Source organism: Sphingomonas sp. SL1004 (genome assembly GCF_057815015.1).
The window spans coordinates 781,945-803,639 of record NZ_JBYMUX010000001.1 but is presented as its reverse complement, the minus strand read 5'-3'; the positions used below and the strand labels follow the sequence as shown (position 1 = coordinate 803,639).

Below are 21,695 nucleotides of genomic sequence, written 5' to 3'. Positions count from 1 at the left end.
CCCTCATCCCCGTCCCCGTCATGCTGCATCGATTTCGCGATAGGCAGCGATCAGGCGATCCTCGCCCGCGCGTCCGGCGATCGAATTGCCGTGTTCCATGCCGATCACGCCGGCGTAGCGTTTCGCCGTCAGCCACTTCACGATCGACTTGAAGTTGATCTCGCCGGTCGATGGTTCGTTGCGACCCGGATTGTCGCCGAACTGGATATAGCCGATCTCGTCCCAGCAGGTGTCGAGCGTCGGGATCAGGTTCCCCGACTGGATCTGCTCGTGATACAGGTCGGCGAGGATCTTCACCGCCGGGCTGTTGGCGCCGCGCGCGACCGCATAGCCCTGCGAGATCGTCTGCATATAGACGCCGGGATGGTTGGTCCGCGTGTTGAGCGGCTCCATCACCATCGCCGTGCCCGATGACGCGACGATGTCGCCCGCGCGGCGCATGATGTCGATCACGCGCGCCGTCTGGATATCGACCGGCACCTTCGGGTCCATGAAGCCGGTGACGACGGTCATGTGCTTCGCGTTCAGGCGCTTGGCAACGTCCAGCGAGGCGCGGATGTCGGCGAGGAACGCCTCGCGCTCGGCGCCGTCGGTCGCGCCGAGCAACGGCCGCGACTTCGACCATTTGGGCATGCTGGCGACGAACACGCCCATCGTCATGCCGCGCTGCGCGAGCGCCTTGGCCATCTGCTCCTGCTCGGCCACCGACCGCGTCGCCGCCTCGTTGTCCTCCCAGGCGGTAAAGCCCTGATCGGCGGCGTAGGCGATCTGCTCGATCCGCCCGCCGCGGCTGGCGAAGCTGCCCTCGTGTGGCGCATAGCCGAGCGAGAAGCGCGCGGCGTTCGAACTGCGGCGTTGCCCTGCGGCCATGCCCGGCACCAGCGATGCGGCGGCGCCTGCCGCGAGCCCGGCCCCGAGCAGGTTTCGGCGGGAGAGCGTCATGCGACCATTACCATCATTTCGAGCCCTCGGCCTTGAGATACGCGATGATCGCCGCACGCTTGGCCGGATCGGGAGTGGCGATCGGCATGCGCGTGCCCGGCACCTTCTTCTGCGGCGCAGTCAGATAGTCGTTCAGCGTCTTCTCGTCCCAGCGCAGCTTGGATGCCTTCATCGCGGGGGAGTAGTTGAAGCCCGGCGCCGCAGCGGCGGCGCGGCCGACCACGCCGTACAGGTTCGGGCCGATGCCGTTCTTGCCGCCCTTCACGACGGTGTGGCACGCGCGGCACGCCGCGAAGGCCGACGGTGCAGCAGCGGTGGATTGCGCAGTGGTCGGCGCTGAGACCGTGACTGCCGCAACTGCCGCGATACTTCCCGCGACCAGAGCCATGAGCAGCTTCATTCATTCTCTCCCGGATTTACTAAAGTCCATTTCTGGTCTGCGTCGGCGTTGGCGATCACCGCCTCGATGAAGCGCATCGTGCGCAGGCCATCGGTCACGCCCGGAAACCAGCGGTCGTCTCCGCCACTGCCGTCTTGATCGCCGCGGATCGCCGAGGCGAACGCGCGGTAAAGATTGCCGAAAGCCTCGATATAACCTTCGGGATGACCGGCAGGTGTACGCACCAGCGAGGCGGTCGCGTCGAGCATGCCCGGGCCACCGGTCCGCACGATCTCGGCGGGACGGTCGAGCCAGCGGAGCGTCAGCGTGTTCGGCTCCATCTGCGACCAGTCCAGCCCGCCGCGTTCGCCGTGGATGCGGAGCCGAAGGCCGTTCTCCTCGCCCGCCGCAACCTGGCTCGCCTTGAGCACGCCGCGGGCGCCGCCCTCGAACCGGAGCAGCGCGCTGACATCGTCGTCGAGCCGACGACCGTCGACATGCGTCGTAAGGTCCGCGGAAACCGATTGCACCGACAGGCCCGAGACATGCTCGGCAAGCTGGAACGCGTGTGTGCCGATGTCGCCGAGACAGCCGCCGAGCCCGGCGCGCGCGGGATCGGTGCGCCATTCGGCCTGCTTGTTGCCGTCGGTGTCGATCGGTTGGCTGAGCCAGCCTTGCAGATATTCGACCTGGACCAGGCGGATCGCGCCGAAATCGCCGCGTTCGACCCGCGCGCGCGCCTCTTCGATCATCGGGTAGCCGCTATAGGTGAACGCCAGCGCGAACTGGCGACCACTAGCCTTGGCGGCGGCGATCGCTTCGGCCTCGACGACGCTCATCGCCATCGGCTTTTCGCAGAATACGTGGAAGCCAGCGTCGAGTGCGGCGATCGCCATCGGCGCGTGGAGATGGTTCGGCGTGACGACCGCGAGCGCTTCGATGCGCTGGTCCGCGGGCAAAGCACGCTCGTGCGCGATCATAGCGTCGAGCGACGGATAGACGCGTTGCGGATCGAGGCCGAGCAGCGTGCCGGTGCGCGTGTTGCGCCCGGCGTCGGTGCTGAACGCGCCCGCGACGAGGTCCCAATCGCCGTCGAGCGCGGCTGCCATCCGGTGGACGGCGCCTATAAAGGCCCCTTCCCCGCCGCCGACCATGCCGAGACGGAGGCGGCTCATGCCTGCTCCTCCGACAACCCGAGCAGCTTGCGGATCGCGGTGCGATCGATGCCGCTGGCGGCGAAGTCGTCGAACGGGCGCTCGGTCAGCCGGATCATGTGATCGCGGATGAACGGCGCACCTTCGCGCGCGCCGTCATCGGACCGTTTGAGCGCACACTCCCATTCGAGCACCGCCCAGCCGTCATAGCCATACTGCGCCATCTTGCTGAAGATCGCAGAGAAATCGACCTGCCCGTCGCCGAGCGAGCGGAAACGGCCGGCGCGGTCGACCCAGTTCTCGTAGCCGCCATAGACGCCGGTACGCCCGTTCGGGTTGAACTCGGCATCCTTGACGTGGAAGCACGAGATCCGGTCGTGATAGCGGTCGATGAAGTCGAGATAGTCGAGCTGCTGCAACACGAAATGCGACGGATCGAACAGCAGGCGCGCACGCGGATGGTTGTCGACCGCGGCGAGGAAGCGTTCCCAGGTCGCGCCGTCATGGACGTCTTCGCCGGGATGGACCTCGAACGCGCAGTCGACGCCGGCGTCCTCGAACACGTCGAGGATCGGGGTCCAGCGGCGAGCGAGTTCGGCAAAGGCCTCCTCGATCAGCCCGGCGGGACGTTGCGGCCAGGGGTAGACGTACGGCCATGCCAGCGCGCCCGAGAAGGTGGCATGCGCGGACAGGCCGAGATTGGCGCTGGCGCGCGCGGCGAGCTTGACCTGTTCGACCGCCCAAATCTGACGCTCGGCGGGTTTGCCGTGGACTTCGGGGGGCGCGAAGCCGTCGAACAGCGTGTCATACGCCGGGTGGACGGCGACCAACTGCCCTTGCAGATGCGTCGACAATTCGGTGACTTCGATGTTGTGCTTGGCCAGCCGCCCACGAAGATCGTCGCAATAGATCTTGCTCTCGGCGGCGAGCTTCAGATCGATCAGTTGCGCGTTGCAGGGAATCTGGACGCCGACATAGCCGAGCCCCGCCGCCCATGCCGCCAAACCGTCGAGCGTGTCGAACGGAGCCTCGTCGCCGAGAAACTGGGCGAGGAATATCCCGGGGCCCTTCATGCCGGTCATGCTGCACTCTTTCTGGTGTCGTCGCGGAACGTGAACTGGAAGAGCAGTGCGATCACCGCGGCGGCGATGGCGGGATACCACCACATATGCTGCCAGTCGGCGATGGTCGGCGATGCGGGCAGCTGCGCATACAGAAGCGCGCCGATCTGAGACCCGAGCAGCATGCCGACGCCGTAGGTGAACAGCGTCAGCATGCCCTGCGCCTGCGCGTTGACGCCCTTGGGCGTGGCGATCGTGCCGGTGTAGATCGCGCCGGCGACGAAGAAGAAATCATAGCAGACGCCGTGCAGCGCGACGCCGAGATACACCGCCCAGATCGACGAACCGCCATCACCGATTGCGAACAAGGCGTAGCGCAATGCCCATGTGGCCATGCCGACCAGCAGCAGCGGCTTCACGCCGAACCGGCGGTACAGCCACGGCATCGAGAACATGAACACCAGTTCGGACATCTGCCCGATCGCGAGCGTGCCGCCGACGTTGCTGATCCCGGTCGCACCGACATAGGGCGAGGCATAGGCGTAATACATCGCCAGAGGGATCGAGATCAGCGTCGCGCAGGTCATGAAGATCAGGAACGAGCGCTGCTTGAGCAACCCGAACGCCTCGACGCAGAACACCTGGCGAAGCACGCTCTCGTCACGCGGCGCGTCCGCGGTGACGTTCGGCAGCGTGAAACTGTAGAGGCCGAGCGCGATCGACACGACCGCCGCGACGCGGAAAATCTCCGGGCTCGCGGACAGGCCCGCCCAGCCGATGAGCAGCCCCGCGGTGATCCAGCCCAGCGTGCCGAACGCCCGGACGAACGGGAATTTATCGGTCCGCTCGCCAAAGCTCTTTAGCGCGATCGTGTTCGCGAGGCCGACCGTCGGCATGTAGAGGATCATGTAGCAGAGCAGCAGCCAGACGAAGGTCCGGCCATTCTCCGGCGTCACCAGCGACGGCAGCACGAACAACAGCACGCCGCCGATCAGGTGCAGGATCACCATCAGCATCCGCGGGCTGACATAGCGCGCTGCAGCCATGCCGAGCAGGAACGAGCCGACGATAGACGCGATCGGCCCGACCGAAAACGCGTTGCCGATGAGGTTGCCGATCCCGACGGTCTGCATGACGAGGCCGAGGGTTACGGTCCAGGCGCCCCATACGAAGAATTGCATGAACATCATGGCGCTCAGGCGGCCGGTTAGCAGGCCGCCGGTCGTGGCCTGGGGCCGAGTATCTGCAAGCGCCATTCGCTACCTCTCCGATCGCAGTTTTACTGCTTGTCGATGGCAAAGCTACGGAGGCCGGAAACGAATGTAAAGGATTACATCGGATATATATCGACAGTGTCGAACGCTGGATCCATGACGACGCTTATGCCGACGATCATCGAAGTGGCTGCACTCGCGGGCGTCTCGACCGCCACGGTTTCGCGCGTTCTCAGCCGCCCCGAACAGGTGTCCGAAGAGACACGGCGGCGCGTGCTGGCGGTCGTTCACGAGTCCGGCTACGCGCCCAACGTCGCCGCACGCAGCCTGCGGACGTTGCGCGCGGCGAAGATCCTGCTGACCGTCCCCGACATCTCCAACGCGTTCTTCGCCAGCGTCATCCGCGGCGCCGAGGAGGCCGCGAGGGACGCAGGATACTCAGTCGTGGTCGGCGACACGCGGCACGATCCGGAGGTCGAGGATCAATATGCCGACATGCTTTCGCGCCGCGAGGTCGATGGGCTGATCTTCCTCGGCCATCGCCTGCCCGCCAGCCTCGCCCCGCTGCTGGCCCGCAAGGGTGCCGCCGCACCGATCGTCAACGGCTGTGAATATAGCCCAGACCTGGGCGTCCCCAGCGTCCACATCGACAATGCCGCCGCCAGCGCCGACGCGATCGAGCACCTGATCGCCCTGGGCCACCGCAGGATCGGCGTCGTCACCGGCCCCGAGATCAGCCCGATTAGCCGCGACCGCCTCGCCGGGGCGATCGGTGCCGCAACCCGCGCGGGCTTGCGCGATAGCCTCCACATCCGCATCGGCGACTATTCCGCCGGCTCGGCCGTCGACCAGATCCATGACCTGCTCGCCCATGACGTCACCGCGATCTTCTGCTTCAGCGACGAGATGGCGATGGGCGCGCTCAGTGCGATCGGTGATGCGGGGCTGTCGTGCCCGAGCGACGTCTCGATCATCGGCTTCGACGATCTACCGCTCGCGCGCTATTTCCAGCCGCCGCTGACCACCATCGCCCAGCCCAAGGCGATGATCGGTCGCCGCGCGGTCGAACTGCTGGTCGACATCCTTCGCGGCGTCGACAGCCCGCTCAAGCAGGTCACGCTGCGCCACGAACTCGTGGTGAGAAACAGCACCGCGATCCCCCGCACCCGATAACCGCAATCGACGAGAGAATGTCCATGCTCAAGACCTGCGCTCTTCTTCTCGCCTGCGTGGCGCCCGTAGTGGCGTTTGCCCAGAGTTCGGCCGCCCAGAGTTCGGCCGCCCAGAGTTCGGCCGCCCAGAGTTCGGCCGAACAGGCACAGGCCATCGGCGGCGACCCCGTTCCCCGCCAGCAGCATCTGATCCTGGCCGACCTGCCGCGGGCCGTGGGCAAGACGGTGACGCTGTTCGACGGTCGCAGCCTGAAAGACTGGCAACCCTGGCTCGGCTACGCAGACCCGGCCGTGACGTATAAAAGCGATCCCGGCGGCAAGCCGATCGGCGTTCCCGGACGCGATCGTGGCGATTTCGCCGTCCGCCAGATCGACGGCGGCCCGGCGATCTGGATCAAGGGCGAGACTTGGGGCAGCCTCGTCCACCGTGCCGACCTGAGCAATTATCATCTCCGGCTCCAGTATAAATGGGGCACGACAACCTGGGCGCCGCGCGATCGCCAACCGCCGAACAACGGCCTGCTCTACCATAGCCACGGCACCCCCGGCGCGGTGTTCGGGACATGGCAGCCATCGATGGAATTCGAGATCATGAAGGGCTCGACCGGCATGGCGGTGGTCGTCGGGAGCAAGGTCCGGAGCCGGACGACCGTTACCTTCGATCCGACGATCGTCGCACCTCATCTGCGGTTTCGGGTTGGCGGGCGACCGATCGACATGGTCAACGGCACCCCGACCTGGAACGTCGAAGCCGCCACCGATGCCGAACATCCGATCGGACAGTGGAATACGCTCGATCTCTATGTCGTGGGTGATCGCGCCGTGCATGTCGTGAACGGCATACCGGTGGCCGCCGTCACCGATATCGCGACGATCGCCCCCGACGGCACACGACAGCCACTGACCCATGGCCATATCCAGCTCCAGTCGGAAGGCGCCGAAACATGGTTTCGCGCCATGACGATCGAGCCGATCCGCAGCCTGCCGACCATTGCCGTGGCCGACGACTGAGCGGCGTCCTTGCCTGCCGGTACACGCGGGCGAACATCGAACCGGCAGTTTCGCGGCTTTCCGCATTGACGCAGTGCAGCATAAAACCTACCTGGCCGCGCTCACGACGCTAAGCCCTACCAGGCGCAGCTTTAGCTCAGCGCTGGAGGCGCCGCGTTACCATGACCATGACTTTCGCCGATCTCTCGCTCGCACCGTTTTTGCTGCAGGCGCTAGCCGAGCAAGGCTATGCCCATCCGACTCCGATCCAGGCGCAGTCGATCCCGATGCTGCTGCAGGGCCGCGACATGCTTGGTATGGCGCAGACCGGAACGGGCAAGACGGCCGCCTTCGCGCTGCCGCTGCTGCACCGTCTGGCCGCCGATCCCCGCCCCGCCCCCAAGGGCGGCGCGCGCATTCTGGTGCTCGCGCCGACGCGTGAACTGGTATCGCAGATCGCCGCCGGCTTCGAGAGCTTCGGCCGCCATCTGCGCCCAAGCGTCATGACGATCTTCGGCGGCGTCAGCCAGTTCCATCAGGTCAAGGCGCTGGAGGCGGGCGTCGACATCATCGTCGCCGCACCGGGGCGCCTGCTGGATCTGGTCGAGCAGGGCCACTGCGACCTGTCGCAGCTGGGGGCGCTGGTGCTGGACGAGGCGGACCAGATGCTCGACATGGGCTTTGCCAAGCCGATCGAGCGCATCGTCGCGACGACGCCCGAGGATCGACACACGCTGCTGTTCTCGGCGACGATGCCGAAGTCGATCGCCGCGCTGGCCGAGAGCCTGTTGCGCGATCCGGCCAAGGTCGAAATCGCTCCGCCGTCCACCACGGTCGATCGGATCGACCAGTCGGTGATGTTCCTCGACGCCGCCGACAAGAAGGCGGCGCTGCTGGCGCTGCTGAAGACGCCGGACATGGGCCAGGCGGTCGTCTTCACGCTGCAGAAGAACATTGCGAACGACGTCTGCGCGTTCATCGGCGAAGCGGGTATCACCGCCGAAGCGCTGCACGGCAACAAGTCGCAGGGTCAGCGCGAGCGCGCCCTCGACGCGTTCCGCGCCGGCACGGTGCAGGTTCTCGTCGCCACCGATATCGCGGCGCGCGGTATCGACGTCGACACGGTCACGCACGTCTTCAACCACGACCTGCCGAGCCTGCCGGAAAGCTATGTCCACCGCATCGGTCGCACCGGTCGCGCGGGCCGCAGCGGCTTTGCGATCACGCTGTGCGATGCCGAGCAGCGCGCCTGGCTGCACGACGTCGAGCGTGAGATCGGTCGCACGCTGACCGTGCAGGACGATCACGAATGGCATTGCGAAGTGGCGCGCCACTCGACCAAGCGCGCCCCCGTCCTGGGCGGTGGCCCGGTCAAGCAGGTCAAGCCGGCCAAGGCGCCGCGCGAGCGCAAGATCTGGACCGAGGAAGAGAAGCTAGCCGCGCGGATGGCTGCCAAGGCGGCCTGACGGAGCCCGGTGATCGGCGTGCATTCATGTCGATCGCCGGGTTTGCCGCCGGTCAGCAGGCGTTGTCACTGGAGGATCGGCGGCGATGCCGGTGGGATCGGCCTGACCGCCTTCTCCCGCGTCTGGATTCCTGGCATCCGGCGCACCGCGCGATCGCGACGCCCGTCGTCGAGGTTGTAGTTTAGACCACCACTCCGTTACCGCACCGTCATTCCCAGCATCGCCCGCGTCGACCGGAGCGCTGTCTCGAACGGTTCATGCGTGCGGAGGATCTTGACCATCACGCTGGCACCGAGCCATAGATGATATAGCGACGCCGACAGATCTCCAGCGGGTTCCTCGACCGCCAGCGAACGGTCCGCGATCCCGGCCCCGATCGCGCTGGCCAAGCGCGCGATGATACCGTTCGTGCCGGACTTGAGCACCAGGCGCATCGGCTCCGACAGATCCGCCACTTCGGCGCCCAGCTTTACCGCGAGGCACCGGCCCTGGCAGTCGAAGGCACTCTGGCTCTCACGCCACGCCGCGAAATACAGCATGAGCCGCTCCGCCCCGGTCAGGCCGGGCTTGGCGAACACCGTGTCCATATCGGCGTGATATCCCTCGAAATACGCCGAGAGCATAGCCTCCCCGAACGCGTCCTTCGACGCGAAATAATGATAGAACGACCCCTTCGGGACCCCGGCATCCTTGAGGATCTCGGTCAGGCCGACACCGGAGAACCCTTTCCGGCTCATGATCCGCTGGCCCGCAGCAAGGATCGTCGTGCGGGTATTCTGATCTTGGTGTGCAAGCGCCATGCCCGCTGATACCATTCGTTAGACCAGTCGTCTAGCTTGACTGGTCATCGGCATATTCCGCCTCTTGCCTGAGACGTTGCTATACCCCCCCCGAAATATTCGATCCGACTACTAGACGATCGGTCTAGCGGCGTGTATCTGCCGCCTGCCGATCGACGGGCGATCCGATTTACAGATTGGAAAGCATCGTCTTCGCGCAATATGAAGATGACCGGTCTATTTCCATGCGGTCAGCGCATTTCCGCAGGACCGGTTTTCGGTCGCAACATGAAAGGACGTCCCATGAAGATCCTGATGGTACTCACCTCGCACGATCAGCTCGGCGATACCGGCCGCAAGACCGGGTTCTGGCTCGAGGAACTGGCCGCGCCTTATTACACGTTCAAGGCGGCCGGCGCCGAGATCACGCTGGCATCGCCAAACGGTGGCCAGCCGCCGCTCGACCCGAAAAGCAACGAGCCTGCCAGCCAGACCGACGACACCCACCGGTTCGAGGCGGACCGCGAGGCCGTGGCGGCGCTTGCCGAGACAGTGAAGCTGTCGGACGTGGTGCAGGACGACTTCGACGCCGTCTTCTATCCGGGGGGCCATGGCCCATTGTGGGATCTCGCCGAGGACCCGATGTCGATCGCGTTGATCGAGAGCGTATTGGCCGCCGGCAAGCCGGTCGCCCTGGTCTGCCACGCACCCGGCGTGCTGCGCCACGTGAAGACGACCGCCGGTCGCCCGCTGGTCGAAGGCAAGACGGTCACCGGATTTGCCAACTCCGAGGAGGACGCCGTGGGCCTGACCGAGATCGTGCCGTTCCTGGTCGAGGACGAGCTGAAGGCCTTGGGTGGCGTGTATTCGCGCGGCCCCGACTGGGGTTCGTACGTGCGCCGGGACGGCCTGCTGATCACCGGACAGAACCCCGGGTCTTCTTCCGCTGCAGCGCAAACACTGGTCGACGTGCTGACAGCCTCGACATGACCGACGCGCTGCGATTGATCGGTTGAGTCGATCACCCAGCCCGATTAGATTAATTTTGCACTGCAGCATAAACCGCCTACATCGCGGTCGACGCAATCAACCGGAGACGTTTCATGGCCCTTATCGGCAGCAAGATTAAGCCGTTCACCACCCAGGCTTACAAGCAGGGCAAGTTCGTATCCGTCAGCGACACCGACGTGCTGGGCAAGTGGGCCGTGTTCTTCTTCTACCCGGCGGACTTCACGTTCGTGTGCCCGACCGAGCTGGAGGATCTGGCCGACGTGTATCCGACGCTGCAGAAGATGGGGGTCGAAGTATACAGCGTCTCGACCGACACGCATTTCAGCCACAAGGCATGGCATGACACGTCGCCGGCGATCGGCAAGATCAACTATTTCATGCTCGGCGACCAGAACCACAGCATCAGCCTGAACTTCGACATCCTGCGCGAAGGCCAGGGCCTGGCGGATCGCGGCACGTTCGTGGTCGATCCGGAAGGCGTCATCCAGCTGGTCGAAGTGACCTCGGAAGGCGTCGGCCGCAATGCGACCGAACTGCTGCGCAAGATCAAGGCCGCGCAGTACATCGCCGCGCATCCGGGCGAAGTGTGCCCGGCCAAGTGGGAAGAGGGTGAAGAGACGCTCGCCCCGAGCCTGGATCTCGTCGGCAAGATCTAAGCTTTCTCGGCTCCCGTCAGGGAATTGAGCGAAGGCGGCCCGGGGCGGAGCGCATCCTCCCGGGCCGTTTGCGTTCAAGACATAGAAATTCGACCCGAAAATACCGGGAAATATTGGAGTTTACCCCATGCTCGACGCCAATCTGACGCAGCAGCTGAAGGCCTATCTGGTCAACATCCGCCAGCCCATCGAACTGGTCGCCAGCCTGGGCGACGACGCCAAATCCCGCCAGATGGGCGAACTGATCGACGAGATCGCCGTCCTGTCGGACCAGATCACGGTGATCACCGCCGACGACAAGCGCAAGCCGAGCTTCATGATCCGCCGCGCCGGCACCGACATCGGCGTGCGCTTCGCCGGCATGCCGATGGGCCATGAGTTCACCAGCCTCGTGCTGGCGCTGCTCCAGGTCGGCGGCCATCCGTCGAAGGCTGCGCAGGACCTGATCGCGCAGGTCCGGGCGCTCGACGGCGAATTCCACTTCGAGACCTATTTCTCGCTGTCGTGCCAGAACTGCCCCGACGTCGTGCAGGCGCTCAACCTGATGGCCGTCCTCAACCCTGGCGTGACGCACACCGCGATCGACGGCGCGCTGTTCCAGGACGAGGTCACCGAGCGCAAGGTCATGGCGGTACCGACGATCTTCCTGAACGGCGAACCGTTTGGCCAGGGCCGGATGGAGCTGGAGCAGATCGTCGCCAAGCTCGACACCGGCGCCACCAGCCGGATCGCCGAGAAGATCTCGCAGAAGGATGCGTTCGACGTGCTCGTCATCGGTGGCGGACCCGCCGGCGGCGCAGCGGCGATCTACACGGCGCGTAAAGGGATCCGCACCGGCATCGCCGCCGAGCGGTTCGGTGGCCAGGTGCTCGACACGATGGCGATCGAGAACTTCATCTCGGTGCCACACACCGAGGGGCCCAAGCTCGCCGCCGAGCTGGAGCGCCATGTCCGCGACTATGACGTCGACATCATGAACCTGCAGCGCGCCGAAAAGCTGATCCCGGCCGCAAGCGAAGGCGGCCTGCACGAGGTGGTGTTCGAGAGCGGCGCGTCGCTGAAGGCGCGCACCGTTATCCTGTCGACCGGCGCACGCTGGCGGCAGATGAACGTGCCGGGCGAGGACGCGTACAAGAACAAGGGCGTGGCCTATTGCCCGCATTGCGACGGTCCGCTGTTCAAGGGCAAGCGCGTCGCGGTCATTGGTGGCGGCAATTCGGGCGTCGAGGCGGCGATCGACCTTGCCGGCATCGTCGCGCACGTCACGCTGGTCGAGTATGATACCGATCTGCGTGCGGACGCGGTGCTGCAGCGCAAGCTGGCGAGCCTGTCGAACGTCCGCATCATCACCTCGGCGCTGACCACCGAGGTTCATGGCGACGGGGACCGCGTGACTGGCCTCTCGTACCGCGATCGCAATCACGACACGATGCACCAGGTCGAACTGGAGGGCATCTTCGTACAGATCGGCTTGGTCCCGAACACGGAATGGCTGCGGGATGCGATCGCCCTCACCCCGCGCGGCGAGATCGAGATCGATCACCGCGGTCACACGTCGCAGCCCGGCATCTTCGCGGCCGGCGATGCCACGACCGTGCCGTTCAAGCAGATCGTCATCGCGATGGGCGAAGGCTCGAAGGCAGGGCTATCGGCGTTCGACTATCTAATCCGGATGCCTGCCGAAGAGACCAAGGATTGGGAAGAGGCCGCTTAGTACGGGAAGCAAGGGCGGCTCCGAACGGTGTTCGGAGCCGTCACGCCTATTAGGCCAGCGCGCGTCAACGAGCAGCGGGATCGGACGTAACCGGAAGGGTTATGACGATACGGCTCGGCAGGCCTTCACCGACTTCGATCTGCCCACCGTGCAGCAGGACGATCTGGCGGGCGAAGCTCAGCCCGATCCCGCTGCCGCCGGGCTTGGTCGTGAAGAAGGGAAGGAAGACCTCTCGGGCGAGATGGGGAGCGACGCCCGATCCGGTGTCGGTGACGGTTATCCTGATGCGCCCCGGCAATCGTGCTTCCGCGGTCACTTCGATGTGCGGATATTCGGTCGCGGCGATCGCTTCACTGGCGTTCTTGAGAAGATTGAGCAGGACCTGCGTCAGCAGCGCGACGTCGCCGTCCAGCGGTGGCAGTCCGGACGCGATCTGGAGCGTTACCGGCGCGATGGCGCTGGGTGTGGCGGCCTGGATCGCAGCAGTCCGTCTCAGCCAGTCGGCGATGTGGATCGGTTCGCGGCGCAGCGTCGGGGCCTCGCTGAAACCCTTGTAGGTTTCGACGAAATGTTCGAGTTCGGCGGCCCGTCGCGCGAGCGCGCCAACCGCGAGTTGCGCGTCGCCGATCGCCGGGTGCTCGGTGGCATCCAGCGCATCGAGCAGCTGCTTCGCGGTTGCGGCGAGCGAGGTCACCGGGGTCAGCGAGTTCATGATCTCGTGCGTCAGGACGCGCACGAGGTCGATCTGTGCGGCGAGTTCGGCACCGTCGAGTTCGGCCTGGATCACCTTCACGGCAACGATCCGCCGAACGTCGCCGCCGAGATCGATGAGCGTGGTGTCGACGACGACGCGTTGCGACAGGCCGTCCAGGACGATCCGGCCGAGCCGGCTGGGACCAGGGGCCGACGCCCGGAGCAGGTCGACGAACGCCTCGCCGTAACGGTCCAGTCCCGTGATATCGGTCGGCGACCCGCGGCCGAACTGGCGCCTTGCCGCCTTGTTGCCCAGCGTCAGTGCGTCGCCCGGTCCCAGGACGAGCAGCGGCGTGGGAGCGCCGTCTGCGAGTGCGCTGGCGAACGTCGCCGCGACGGCGCCACCGGTCCGTTCTTCGCGGAGCCGCGCGAGTGCACGCTCATACGCTGCGCCGAGCCGGTCGAACCCTGCGCCCCGGCCGCTCCAGATGAATGATTGGCTCAGGTCCGTGCGGTCGAGCGCGGCAACGAACCGCGTGAGGTCTGCATTGCTCTCGGAAACGAGCCGCCAGAGGCCGATAGTGACGAGCAGCGCAAAGCCGATCGCCAGGAGCATCGCGGTCGGCGCGCGCTGATAGGCGGCGAGCAGGCTCGCGACGCTCAGCGCGACGAGCAGCAGCAGGACTCGGGCGGCCAGGCGCACTGCGAAACGGCGTCTAAAGGCCATGCTTCTCCATCCGCCGGTACAGCGTGCCGCGCGACAGTCCGAGTTCAGTGGCTGCGGTCGAGATGTTGAACGCGTGCTTCTTCAGGGCTTGTTCGATTGCCTGCCGTTCGACCCGGTCGAGGTTGAGGTCGTCGACCGGTGCCGCCTCGGCTACCGGCGCCGATCGACCGAGGGGGAAGTCGGCCAAGGTATAGGCTCCGCCTTCGGCAAGGATGACCGCGCGCTCGGCGGCGTGGCGAAGCGCGCGGACGTTGCCGGGCCAGTCGTACGCGATCAGGGCGGCGAGGACATCGGCAGGTAAGTTCCGATCCGGCTTGTCGTAGCGGGTGCGGAACTCGTCGAGGAACGTGTTCAGCAGCAGCGCGATATCCTCACGGCGCTCGCGTAACGGCGGCAGTTCGATCTCGACGGTATTGAGCCGGAACAGCAGATCCTGGCGGAACAGCCGCTCGTCGGCGAGACCGGCGACAGCCATGTTCGTCGCGGAGACGACGCGGATGTCGATCGCCACCGGCCGGTTCGTGCCGACCGGCGTCACACGACGTTGCTCCAGCGCGGTCAGCAATTTGGGCTGGAGATGGAGCGGCAGGTTGCCGATCTCGTCGAGGAACAGCGTGCTGCGATCGGCCGACTGCAGCCGTCCTATGCGATCCGTCCGCGCGTCGGTGAACGCGCCCTTGGCATGGCCGAACAGTTCGGAATCGAACAATGTCTCGGCGATCGCACCGAGATCGACCGTCACCAGTTCTCCTGCGGCTCGCCGCGAGAGGCGGTGGAGTTCGCGCGCGACGAGTTCCTTGCCGGTGCCGTTCTCGCCGAGGATGAGGACGTTCGCGTCGGTAGGCGCGGCCTTCTCGATCAGCGACTGGACGCGCGCCATCGCCGGCGACGTGCCGAGCAACGGCGAGCCGGTCGCTTTCGCCGTCGCAGGGCCGGTATCGGGTCGGCGCATTCGGCCGAGTGCGGCGGCGTTGCGCACCGTCGCCAGCAGCCGATCGTTGTTCCAGGGTTTCGAGACGAAATCGGTCGCGCCGTGCTTCATCGCGGCAACCGCCACCGCGACGCTGCCATGGGCGGTGATCATCACGATCGCGGCGGCGGGATCGGCGGCTTGCATCAGACCCAGCCAGCGAAACCCCTCCGAGCCGTCGGTCGCACCGCGCGCGAAATTGGCGTCGAGCAGCACCGCGTCGAAATGCCCGCGTTCCATCGCCGCTATAGCCTCGTCCGGGGACGTGGTTGTCACGATCTCGCTGAACATCGGCGCGAGCAGCAGGCGCGCGGCGAGCAGAATGTCCTCGTCATCGTCGACGACGAGGCAGCGATCGAAGGAGGGCTTGGACGACATCGGCGCAGCTTTGGTCATACCCGCTCTACAATCAAGATGCGTGCCAGTGTCCGGAGGTGGACACCCGATGTCCGATCATGGTCATCAATCATCGCGGACCGGACGGCGGAGGTAGCGGACTTCTCCTGCAAACCAGCAGCTTAGCCTGTTTGGCACGGCTCATGCTCAGCAGGATGGGTCGGCAGCATCGCCGACGGAAAGGGTCCTGCCATGAATACCTCCCAACGGATTGTCTGTTCCGTCCTGAGCCTTGCCGGCGCTGCCAGTCTCGTCGCCTTCGCCAACCCTGCCAGCGCAAGCACGGCCGGTATCAACGCTCCCCGGCAAGCCACGGTGAAATACCGCGATCTCGATCTCACCAACCCCGCCGGCCGGGCCGTTTTCGACCGTCGTGTCGCCGGCGCCGCCAACCTGGTCTGCGCGGACGGAGCCCGGATGTTGACGACGTCGGAGTTATCCTGCCGGCGCAATGTCGTCGAGCAAGCGCACCGCATCGCCGGCCTCGATAGTCAGGCCCTGCGTGGTTGAGTTGGTGGGGCCGCGACTGTCCGACGCTGGACAGTCGCCGTCCGGATTTGGACACTCACGCATGGATCACCGATCGTGACCTCTGACTCTCCTCCCAGCCCGACCGCGACGAGCGGTGCCAGCATGGATCGCCGCGTCGAGACGCCGCGACTCTCGCGCCGCCGTCTCGGGATATGGGCCGCCGTGGCGCTTGCGGTCGTGTGTGCAATTGCGCTGTGGCGCTTCCTTCCGTCGGCGCATTCCACCGATGTCGCGGTGGCCGATGTCGAGACGAGTGCCGTGACGCGCGCACCGTTCGACGACGCGGTTCCCGTTCGCGCGACGGTCGCACCGAACATCACGACGCTGGTCGGCGTGGTATCCGGTGGCCAGATCGAGCGCCTGATCGTGCAGGACGGCGCGGCGGTGATTGCCGGCCAACCGCTGGCCACGCTCGCCAATCCGCAGCTGAAGCTCGATATCCTGACGCGCGAGGCCGCGATCGCGAGCCAGCTCGGCCAGGTTTCGGGCGAGGACCTTTCGCTGGAACGCAGTTCGCGCGACCGCGATACGCAGGTGGCGGGCGCCGACTATGACCTGATCAAGGCGCGGCGCGACCTGAGCATCCGCCAGCAACTCCACGACAAGGGGTTCGTGTCCGACGCGGGGCTGAAAAGCTATCAGGAGGAGGCCGCATATCAGCGCCAGCGCGTCGCGCAATTGCATGCGGCGGAAGGTGCCGAACAGCGGATCGCCAAGCTTCAGGCGAGCCGGCTGTCCGATACGCGCGGCCGCCTGTCGAGCAATCTGGCGGCGGTGCGCGATGGCCTGGACGCGCTGACCATTCGTGCGCCTGCGACCGGCCGCCTCACCAACTTCACGATCCAGCCCGGCCAGTCGCTCAAGCCCGGCGATCCTGCTGGCCAAGTCGACAGCGAAGGCTCCTGGAAACTGATCGCCGACGTCGACCAGTATTTTCTCGGTCGCGTCCAGATCGGGCAGCAGGCGAGCGGCGAAGGTACGCCGCACCTCGTCGTCACAAAGGTCCTGCCCGCGGTGACCGACGGTCGGTTCCGCGTCGAGCTCAGCTTTCGCGGACCGGCGCCGCTAGGCCTCAACCGCGGCCAGGCGCTCGATGCCCGGATCAGGCTCGGTGCAGCGCGTCCCGCGATCGTAGCGCCGCTCGGCGGCTGGCTCGACAGCGACGGTGGCGCCGCCGCCTATGTCCTCGACGCGAGCGGCACGCATGCGACGCGCCGCACGATCCGGATCGGCCGCCGCAACGCGGGGCAAGTCGAGATCCTGTCCGGCGTCGCCGCCGGCGAACGCATCGTCACCTCCGACACCAGCGGCTTCAACAAAGCCGCCTCGATCAACCTCAAGTGAAGGGTCCAAAATCATGATCACCCTGGACGGCATTCAGCGCCGCTATCTCTCCGATGCGGTCGAGACGACTGCGCTTGCCGATATCAACCTCCATGTCGCCGCTGGCGAGTTCGTCGCGATCATGGGCCCATCGGGCTGCGGCAAGTCGACCTTGCTCAACACGCTCGGCACGGTCGATCGACCGACCGGCGGACGCTATCTGTTCGACGGCCGCGATCTGGCGAGCGAGGGCGAGGCGACGCTGGCGCAGTTCCGCGCGCAGACGCTCGGCTTCGTGTTCCAGAGCTTCAACCTGATCGACGAGCTGACGATCGCCGAGAATGTCGAGCTCGGGCTGGCCTATCGGAAAGACCAGAAGGGCGACCGGCGCGGGCGAATCGAGGCGGCGATGGACCGCGTCGGCATCTCGCATCGCGCGCGTCATTACCCGCACCAGCTGTCGGGCGGCCAGCAACAGCGCGCGGCGATCGCCCGCGCGATCGTCGGCGATCCCAAACTCATCCTCGCCGACGAGCCGACCGGCAACCTCGATACCGAGAACGGCGCGCAGGTGATGGGGATCCTCGAAAGCCTGAACGCCGCCGGCGCGACGATCATCATGGTCACGCACAGCCCCGCGCATGCCGATCTCGTCGGCCGCCGCATCGACATGCTCGACGGGCGCATCGTCGCCTCGGTCGCGCGTCAGATCTGAGGGGACCCGTGATGAACCGTTTCGCCCTGATCAGCTTCTGGCGGTCGCTGACCCGCCACCGGCTCTACGCCGCCCTCAATATCGGCGGGCTGGCGCTCGGCATCGCCGTGTTCCTCGTCCTCGCGCTCTATGTCCGGTTCGAGACGAGCTATGAGCGCTGGCTGCCCGGTCATCGGCAGATCTATCTGGTCGAGAGCCGGACCAACGATCAATTGAGCAGCATCCGCGCGCGGCAATCGACGCCGATCGCTGCATGGACCGCGATCAAGGCGGACCTGCCCGATATCGTCGGCACGCGGATCGACGGCAAGACGGCCGCAGTCGTGAAGGGCGGGGTCGGTATTCGCGAGCGGATCGGGCTGGTCGACCCCGCGATCTTCGACGTATTCGCCTTCAAGGCGATCGCCGGGACGCTGCCCCGACGGTTCGTCGACCCCACGTCCGTCGTCATCACGAAGCGTACCGCAACCAAATATTTCGGTACCCATTCACCGATCGGCGCGCCGCTTGCCGTGTCGTTCGGTGGCCAGCGCTACGCCTATCGCGTGGCCGCAGTGATCGACGACCTGCCGGAAAATACGCGGCTCGAGTTCGACCTGCTCGCGCCACTAATGGTTACGCAGGATCGCGCGGACCCAAGCTATCCCAACAGCCACCAGTGGAATTACGGCGGCACGGCGACCTATGTCCGGTTGCGCGACGCCGCCGCCGTATCGCGCTTTGCCGCGGCACTGCCGGGGATCACGGCGCGTCACGTGAAGACGGAGACGCCGGGTAACGACAATTTCGCGCTGACTTTGTCGGTGCAGCGGCTGGTCGATACGCATTTCGAGACACCCGGTGCAAAGCTGATGGTGACCACGCTCGGGATCATCGGCCTGCTGACGCTGATCGTCGCGATCGTGAATTACGTGAACCTCGCGACCGCCCGGGCAGGGTTGCGCGCCCGTGAAGTGGGGATGCGCAAGGTCCTCGGCGCGGACCGGGCGACGCTGCTCCGGCATTTCGTCGGCGAGGCGGTGGCGACCACGCTGATCGCCGCGGTATTCGGGCTCGCGCTGGCCGAGCTTGGCGTGCCGATGGTCAACGCGGCGACCGGGCTCGATCTGTCGATCCACTATGCCGGATCGGACGGCGTGGTCCTGCCGCTGGTATTGCTCGCGATCGTCGTCGGCGCAGTGTCCGGTCTCTATCCGGCGCTGATCCTGTCGCGTGTGCCGGCCGCGGCGGTGCTCGCGTCGGCGCGCTCGCCCGGCGGGGGGCGTGCAGGCGCGCGGATCCGCGAGGGTCTGGTCGTGTTCCAGTTCACCGTCACGATCGCGCTCATGGTCGGGACGATGGTGCTGGTCGCGCAGACCCGGCACGTCCGCGAGGCCGATGTCGGATATGACCGCGACCGTCTGTTGCTGGTCCGTTCGTTCGGCAGCGACAGCCTCGACGAAGCGCAGCAGGAATCGCTGATCCACCGCTTCGCCGCGCTGCCGAACGCGCGCGGCGTGAGCGTGGGAACGTCTGTGCCGGGGGTCGGCCTCTACGTGTCCACGACGACGTACCCCATCCCGGGCTCGTCTGGGCCTGGGCCATCGCTCGAACGCTACGACGTCATTCCGGGCTATTTCGACGTGCTGGGCGCGACGCTGATCGCCGGGCGACTGTTCGATCCCTCGCGCCCCGCCGACATCAACCCGGCCAAGCCCGGCGTCGAGCAGTCGGATAGCCGGCCTGGCAACATGGTCATCAACCGCAGCGCATCGCGCGCCTTCCATTTCGCAAGCCCCGAGGCCGCGATCGGCAAGACCGTCGGCGTCGAGACGCCGCGCACGATCATCGGCGTGATCGAAGACATGCGGGTAGGCTCGCCGCGCGACAAGGTTTCGCCGACCGCGTATCAGTTCACCTTGCGGCCACCGAAATCGGCCGTCGCGCTGATCCGCTACACCGGCGATACCAAGGCGATTACCGACGCGGCGCAGGATGCCTGGCGGCGCGAGGTACCCGCAGTGCCGTTCGAAGCGCGCACCACGCTGCAGGCGCTCGATACGCTCTACAAGGCCGATGACCGTATGGCGAACCTGTTCGCGATCGGCGCCGGGCTGGCGGTCGCGATTGGTTGCGTGGGATTATGGGGGCTCGCCTCGTTCACCACCGCGAGGCGGGTGCGCGAGATCGGCATTCGCAAAGTGCTCGGCGCATCGTCGAGCGACGTCGTGAAGCTGCTGGTCGGGCAGTTCCTGCGGCCGGTGCTGATCGCCAACCTGCTCGCCTGGCCGCTGGCCTATGTCGCGATGCGCGCGTGGCTTGCCGGGTTCGACGACCGGATCGCGTTGTCACCGCTATACTTCGTCGCTGCGAGCATGCTCGCGCTGGTGATCGCGATCGCGACGGTTCTCTCGCAGTCGATCCGGGCGTCGCGGGCAACGCCAGCCTGGGCACTTCGCCATGAATAGGGTCTGGTTTACCGGCGCTGCGTTGCTCGTCGCGGCGTCGCCGGCATCGGCCGAGACGCTGGCGGATGCGGTGCGGGCCGCCGTGGCAAGCAATCCGACGCTTGCCGCCGCGCATGCCCGGCAGGATGCGCTCGCCGAGGCACCGGAGCAGGCGCGATCGCTCGGCCGGCTGACCGCGGACGCAGGTGCTACCGGCGGCTACGACCGTTACGATCGCGGTACGAGCGGCGGCGGCACGGTATCGGCATCGCTGCCGATCTGGACCGGTGGTCGGGTCCGCACCGCGGTCCGCGCTGCCAATGCCGATGTCGCGGCGGGCGGGGAAGGCGTGCGCGACATCGCCGCCGGGGTGCTCAGCGATATTGCGGGTGCCTATGCCGACCTGTTGTTCCAGCAGGAGTCGGTCGCGATCGTTCGCGCCGACATCCAGTTGCTCGACAGCCAGGTGGCGGAGTCGAAGGCGCGGTTCGATCTGGGAACGGGGACGCAGACCGATGTCGCCCGGCTGGTTGCGCAACGTGCATCGGCCGGCGCGACCGAAGCCAGCGCGGTCGCCGCGCTCGCGGCTGCGGCGGCGGACTACCGCGCCGTCGTCGGCGTCGATGCAGGGCAACTCGCGCCACCGCCGGCAACGCTCGCGGGGTTGCCCGCTACGATCGAGGATGCGCGCGCGCAGGCGATCGCGGCCAACCCGGTCTATCGTCAGGCTCAGTCGGCAGGCGATGCGGCCGATGCGCGGATCGGCGTCGCACGGAGCAACGGTGCGCCCAGCGTCGGGGTCGGCGCGAGCTACGGCTATGGCTATGCGGCGGGCAGCGACAATGGTGGCTACGTCCGCAGCGCTGCGGCGGGCGCGACGTTTCGCCTGCCCTTGCTCACCGGCGGTCTCGTCGCGTCGCAGGTCCGCCAGGCGACCGCCGATGCGCGAGCCGCGCGCTACGATACCGAGGCCGTATCGCGCAACGTGATCCGCGCGACCGACACCGCTTGGGCCAATGTCGCCGCCGCCAGGACGCGCGTCGATGCTAACACGCAGGCGGTCACCGCCGCCGATCGCGCATTGGCCGGCGTGAAGGCCGAATATGCGGTCGGTTTGCGCTCGACGCTCGACATCCTGATCGCCGACGAAAGTCTGCGTGGTGCGCAACTGGCGCTGGCGAGCAGTCGTAGCGACCTGCTGACCAGCGAAACCGCATTGCTTCGCGCGACTGGTGCGCTGCAGGAAACGGCGTTTCGGTAAGATCATGTCCCGTGGTCCCGCATGCGGCCGGACAGAGATCCGCCCCGCGCACGGTCGTCGGGTCGGTTCATGAACGGGGCCGTTCGGCCAAAGGTTCACGGCAAGAATTGAACGG

General features: G+C 66.4%; 19 protein-coding genes. 11 read left to right on the top strand and 8 right to left on the bottom strand.

Annotation, left to right across the window (positions count from 1 at the left end):
• Nucleotides 1-18: 18 nt before the first annotated feature.
• From AC3D24_RS03650 to AC3D24_RS03630, 5 genes are read right to left on the bottom strand one after another with little or no spacing between them, the layout of a single operon-like run.
• The gene (locus AC3D24_RS03650) at nucleotides 19-942 is read right to left on the bottom strand and encodes a hydroxypyruvate isomerase family protein (protein WP_489028282.1); all 924 of its coding nucleotides are present in this window, start codon (nucleotides 940-942) and stop codon (nucleotides 19-21) included.
• Nucleotides 943-955: 13 nt separating this feature from the next.
• Nucleotides 956-1,342 carry a c-type cytochrome gene (locus AC3D24_RS03645; protein ID WP_489028280.1) on the bottom strand — a complete coding sequence of 129 codons (387 nt, stop codon included), beginning with the start codon at nucleotides 1,340-1,342 and terminating at the stop codon, nucleotides 956-958.
• Complete coding sequence (locus tag AC3D24_RS03640) at nucleotides 1,339-2,496, bottom strand: Gfo/Idh/MocA family protein (protein ID WP_489028278.1); 1,158 nt, start codon at nucleotides 2,494-2,496, stop codon at nucleotides 1,339-1,341. Before AC3D24_RS03640 ends, AC3D24_RS03645 begins: the two co-directional genes overlap by 4 nt.
• Nucleotides 2,493-3,557, bottom strand: a complete 1,065-nt coding sequence (locus tag AC3D24_RS03635; RefSeq protein WP_489028276.1) for a sugar phosphate isomerase/epimerase family protein — start codon at nucleotides 3,555-3,557, stop codon at nucleotides 2,493-2,495. Before AC3D24_RS03635 ends, AC3D24_RS03640 begins: the two co-directional genes overlap by 4 nt.
• Nucleotides 3,554-4,792, bottom strand: a complete 1,239-nt coding sequence (locus AC3D24_RS03630) for an MFS transporter (RefSeq protein ID WP_489028274.1) — start codon at nucleotides 4,790-4,792, stop codon at nucleotides 3,554-3,556. Before AC3D24_RS03630 ends, AC3D24_RS03635 begins: the two co-directional genes overlap by 4 nt.
• A gap of 114 nt (nucleotides 4,793-4,906) precedes the next feature.
• Here AC3D24_RS03630 and AC3D24_RS03625 point away from each other — a divergent pair, with 114 nt between their 5' ends.
• The 3 genes from AC3D24_RS03625 to AC3D24_RS03615 all read left to right on the top strand — a co-directional run bounded on the left by AC3D24_RS03625 (nucleotide 4,907) and on the right by AC3D24_RS03615 (nucleotide 8,378).
• Complete coding sequence (locus tag AC3D24_RS03625) at nucleotides 4,907-5,923, top strand: LacI family DNA-binding transcriptional regulator (protein ID WP_489028272.1); 1,017 nt, start codon at nucleotides 4,907-4,909, stop codon at nucleotides 5,921-5,923.
• 23 nt (nucleotides 5,924-5,946) lie between these two features.
• On the top strand, nucleotides 5,947-6,933 hold the full coding sequence (locus tag AC3D24_RS03620) for a 3-keto-disaccharide hydrolase (RefSeq protein ID WP_489028270.1): 987 nt from the start codon (nucleotides 5,947-5,949) through the stop codon (nucleotides 6,931-6,933).
• 161 nt (nucleotides 6,934-7,094) lie between these two features.
• Nucleotides 7,095-8,378, top strand: a complete 1,284-nt coding sequence (locus tag AC3D24_RS03615) for a DEAD/DEAH box helicase (RefSeq protein ID WP_489028268.1) — start codon at nucleotides 7,095-7,097, stop codon at nucleotides 8,376-8,378.
• Between the two features lie 197 nt (nucleotides 8,379-8,575).
• Here the strand turns inward: AC3D24_RS03615 and AC3D24_RS03610 are convergent, their stop codons facing one another.
• Nucleotides 8,576-9,178, bottom strand: coding sequence for a TetR/AcrR family transcriptional regulator (locus AC3D24_RS03610; protein WP_489028266.1), 603 nt, complete (start codon nucleotides 9,176-9,178; stop codon nucleotides 8,576-8,578).
• Nucleotides 9,179-9,460: 282 nt separating this feature from the next.
• Here AC3D24_RS03610 and AC3D24_RS03605 point away from each other — a divergent pair, with 282 nt between their 5' ends.
• The 3 genes from AC3D24_RS03605 (at nucleotide 9,461) to ahpF (ending at nucleotide 12,538) form a co-directional block, all read left to right on the top strand.
• Nucleotides 9,461-10,147: a type 1 glutamine amidotransferase domain-containing protein gene (locus tag AC3D24_RS03605; RefSeq protein WP_489028264.1), complete on the top strand. Its 687-nt coding sequence runs from the start codon at nucleotides 9,461-9,463 to the stop codon at nucleotides 10,145-10,147.
• Between the two features lie 113 nt (nucleotides 10,148-10,260).
• Complete coding sequence (gene ahpC / locus AC3D24_RS03600) at nucleotides 10,261-10,824, top strand: alkyl hydroperoxide reductase subunit C (protein ID WP_489028262.1); 564 nt, start codon at nucleotides 10,261-10,263, stop codon at nucleotides 10,822-10,824.
• A gap of 127 nt (nucleotides 10,825-10,951) precedes the next feature.
• Entirely contained in the window at nucleotides 10,952-12,538 is a 1,587-nt protein-coding gene (ahpF, locus tag AC3D24_RS03595; protein WP_489028260.1) for an alkyl hydroperoxide reductase subunit F, read from the top strand.
• 64 nt (nucleotides 12,539-12,602) lie between these two features.
• On the opposite strand, the gene AC3D24_RS03590 is transcribed toward ahpF, so the two are convergent.
• Together AC3D24_RS03590 and AC3D24_RS03585 are read right to left on the bottom strand one after the other, a co-directional pair.
• Nucleotides 12,603-13,958 carry a sensor histidine kinase gene (locus AC3D24_RS03590; protein WP_489028258.1) on the bottom strand — a complete coding sequence of 452 codons (1,356 nt, stop codon included), beginning with the start codon at nucleotides 13,956-13,958 and terminating at the stop codon, nucleotides 12,603-12,605.
• Nucleotides 13,948-15,324, bottom strand: a complete 1,377-nt coding sequence (locus AC3D24_RS03585) for a sigma-54-dependent transcriptional regulator (protein ID WP_489028256.1) — start codon at nucleotides 15,322-15,324, stop codon at nucleotides 13,948-13,950. Before AC3D24_RS03585 ends, AC3D24_RS03590 begins: the two co-directional genes overlap by 11 nt.
• Nucleotides 15,325-15,516: 192 nt before the next feature.
• Here AC3D24_RS03585 and AC3D24_RS03580 point away from each other — a divergent pair, with 192 nt between their 5' ends.
• The 5 genes from AC3D24_RS03580 (at nucleotide 15,517) to AC3D24_RS03560 (ending at nucleotide 21,580) form a co-directional block, all read left to right on the top strand.
• Nucleotides 15,517-15,834 carry a UrcA family protein gene (locus AC3D24_RS03580; protein ID WP_489028254.1) on the top strand — a complete coding sequence of 106 codons (318 nt, stop codon included), beginning with the start codon at nucleotides 15,517-15,519 and terminating at the stop codon, nucleotides 15,832-15,834.
• A 75-nt stretch (nucleotides 15,835-15,909) separates the two neighbouring features.
• Nucleotides 15,910-17,199, top strand: coding sequence for an efflux RND transporter periplasmic adaptor subunit (locus AC3D24_RS03575; RefSeq protein ID WP_489028252.1), 1,290 nt, complete (start codon nucleotides 15,910-15,912; stop codon nucleotides 17,197-17,199).
• A gap of 13 nt (nucleotides 17,200-17,212) precedes the next feature.
• Nucleotides 17,213-17,893, top strand: coding sequence for an ABC transporter ATP-binding protein (locus AC3D24_RS03570; RefSeq protein ID WP_380785503.1), 681 nt, complete (start codon nucleotides 17,213-17,215; stop codon nucleotides 17,891-17,893).
• A gap of 11 nt (nucleotides 17,894-17,904) precedes the next feature.
• Nucleotides 17,905-20,340 carry an FtsX-like permease family protein gene (locus AC3D24_RS03565; protein ID WP_489028249.1) on the top strand — a complete coding sequence of 812 codons (2,436 nt, stop codon included), beginning with the start codon at nucleotides 17,905-17,907 and terminating at the stop codon, nucleotides 20,338-20,340.
• Nucleotides 20,333-21,580 carry a TolC family outer membrane protein gene (locus AC3D24_RS03560; protein ID WP_489028247.1) on the top strand — a complete coding sequence of 416 codons (1,248 nt, stop codon included), beginning with the start codon at nucleotides 20,333-20,335 and terminating at the stop codon, nucleotides 21,578-21,580. Before AC3D24_RS03565 ends, AC3D24_RS03560 begins: the two co-directional genes overlap by 8 nt.
• Nucleotides 21,581-21,695: the final 115 nt, after the last annotated feature.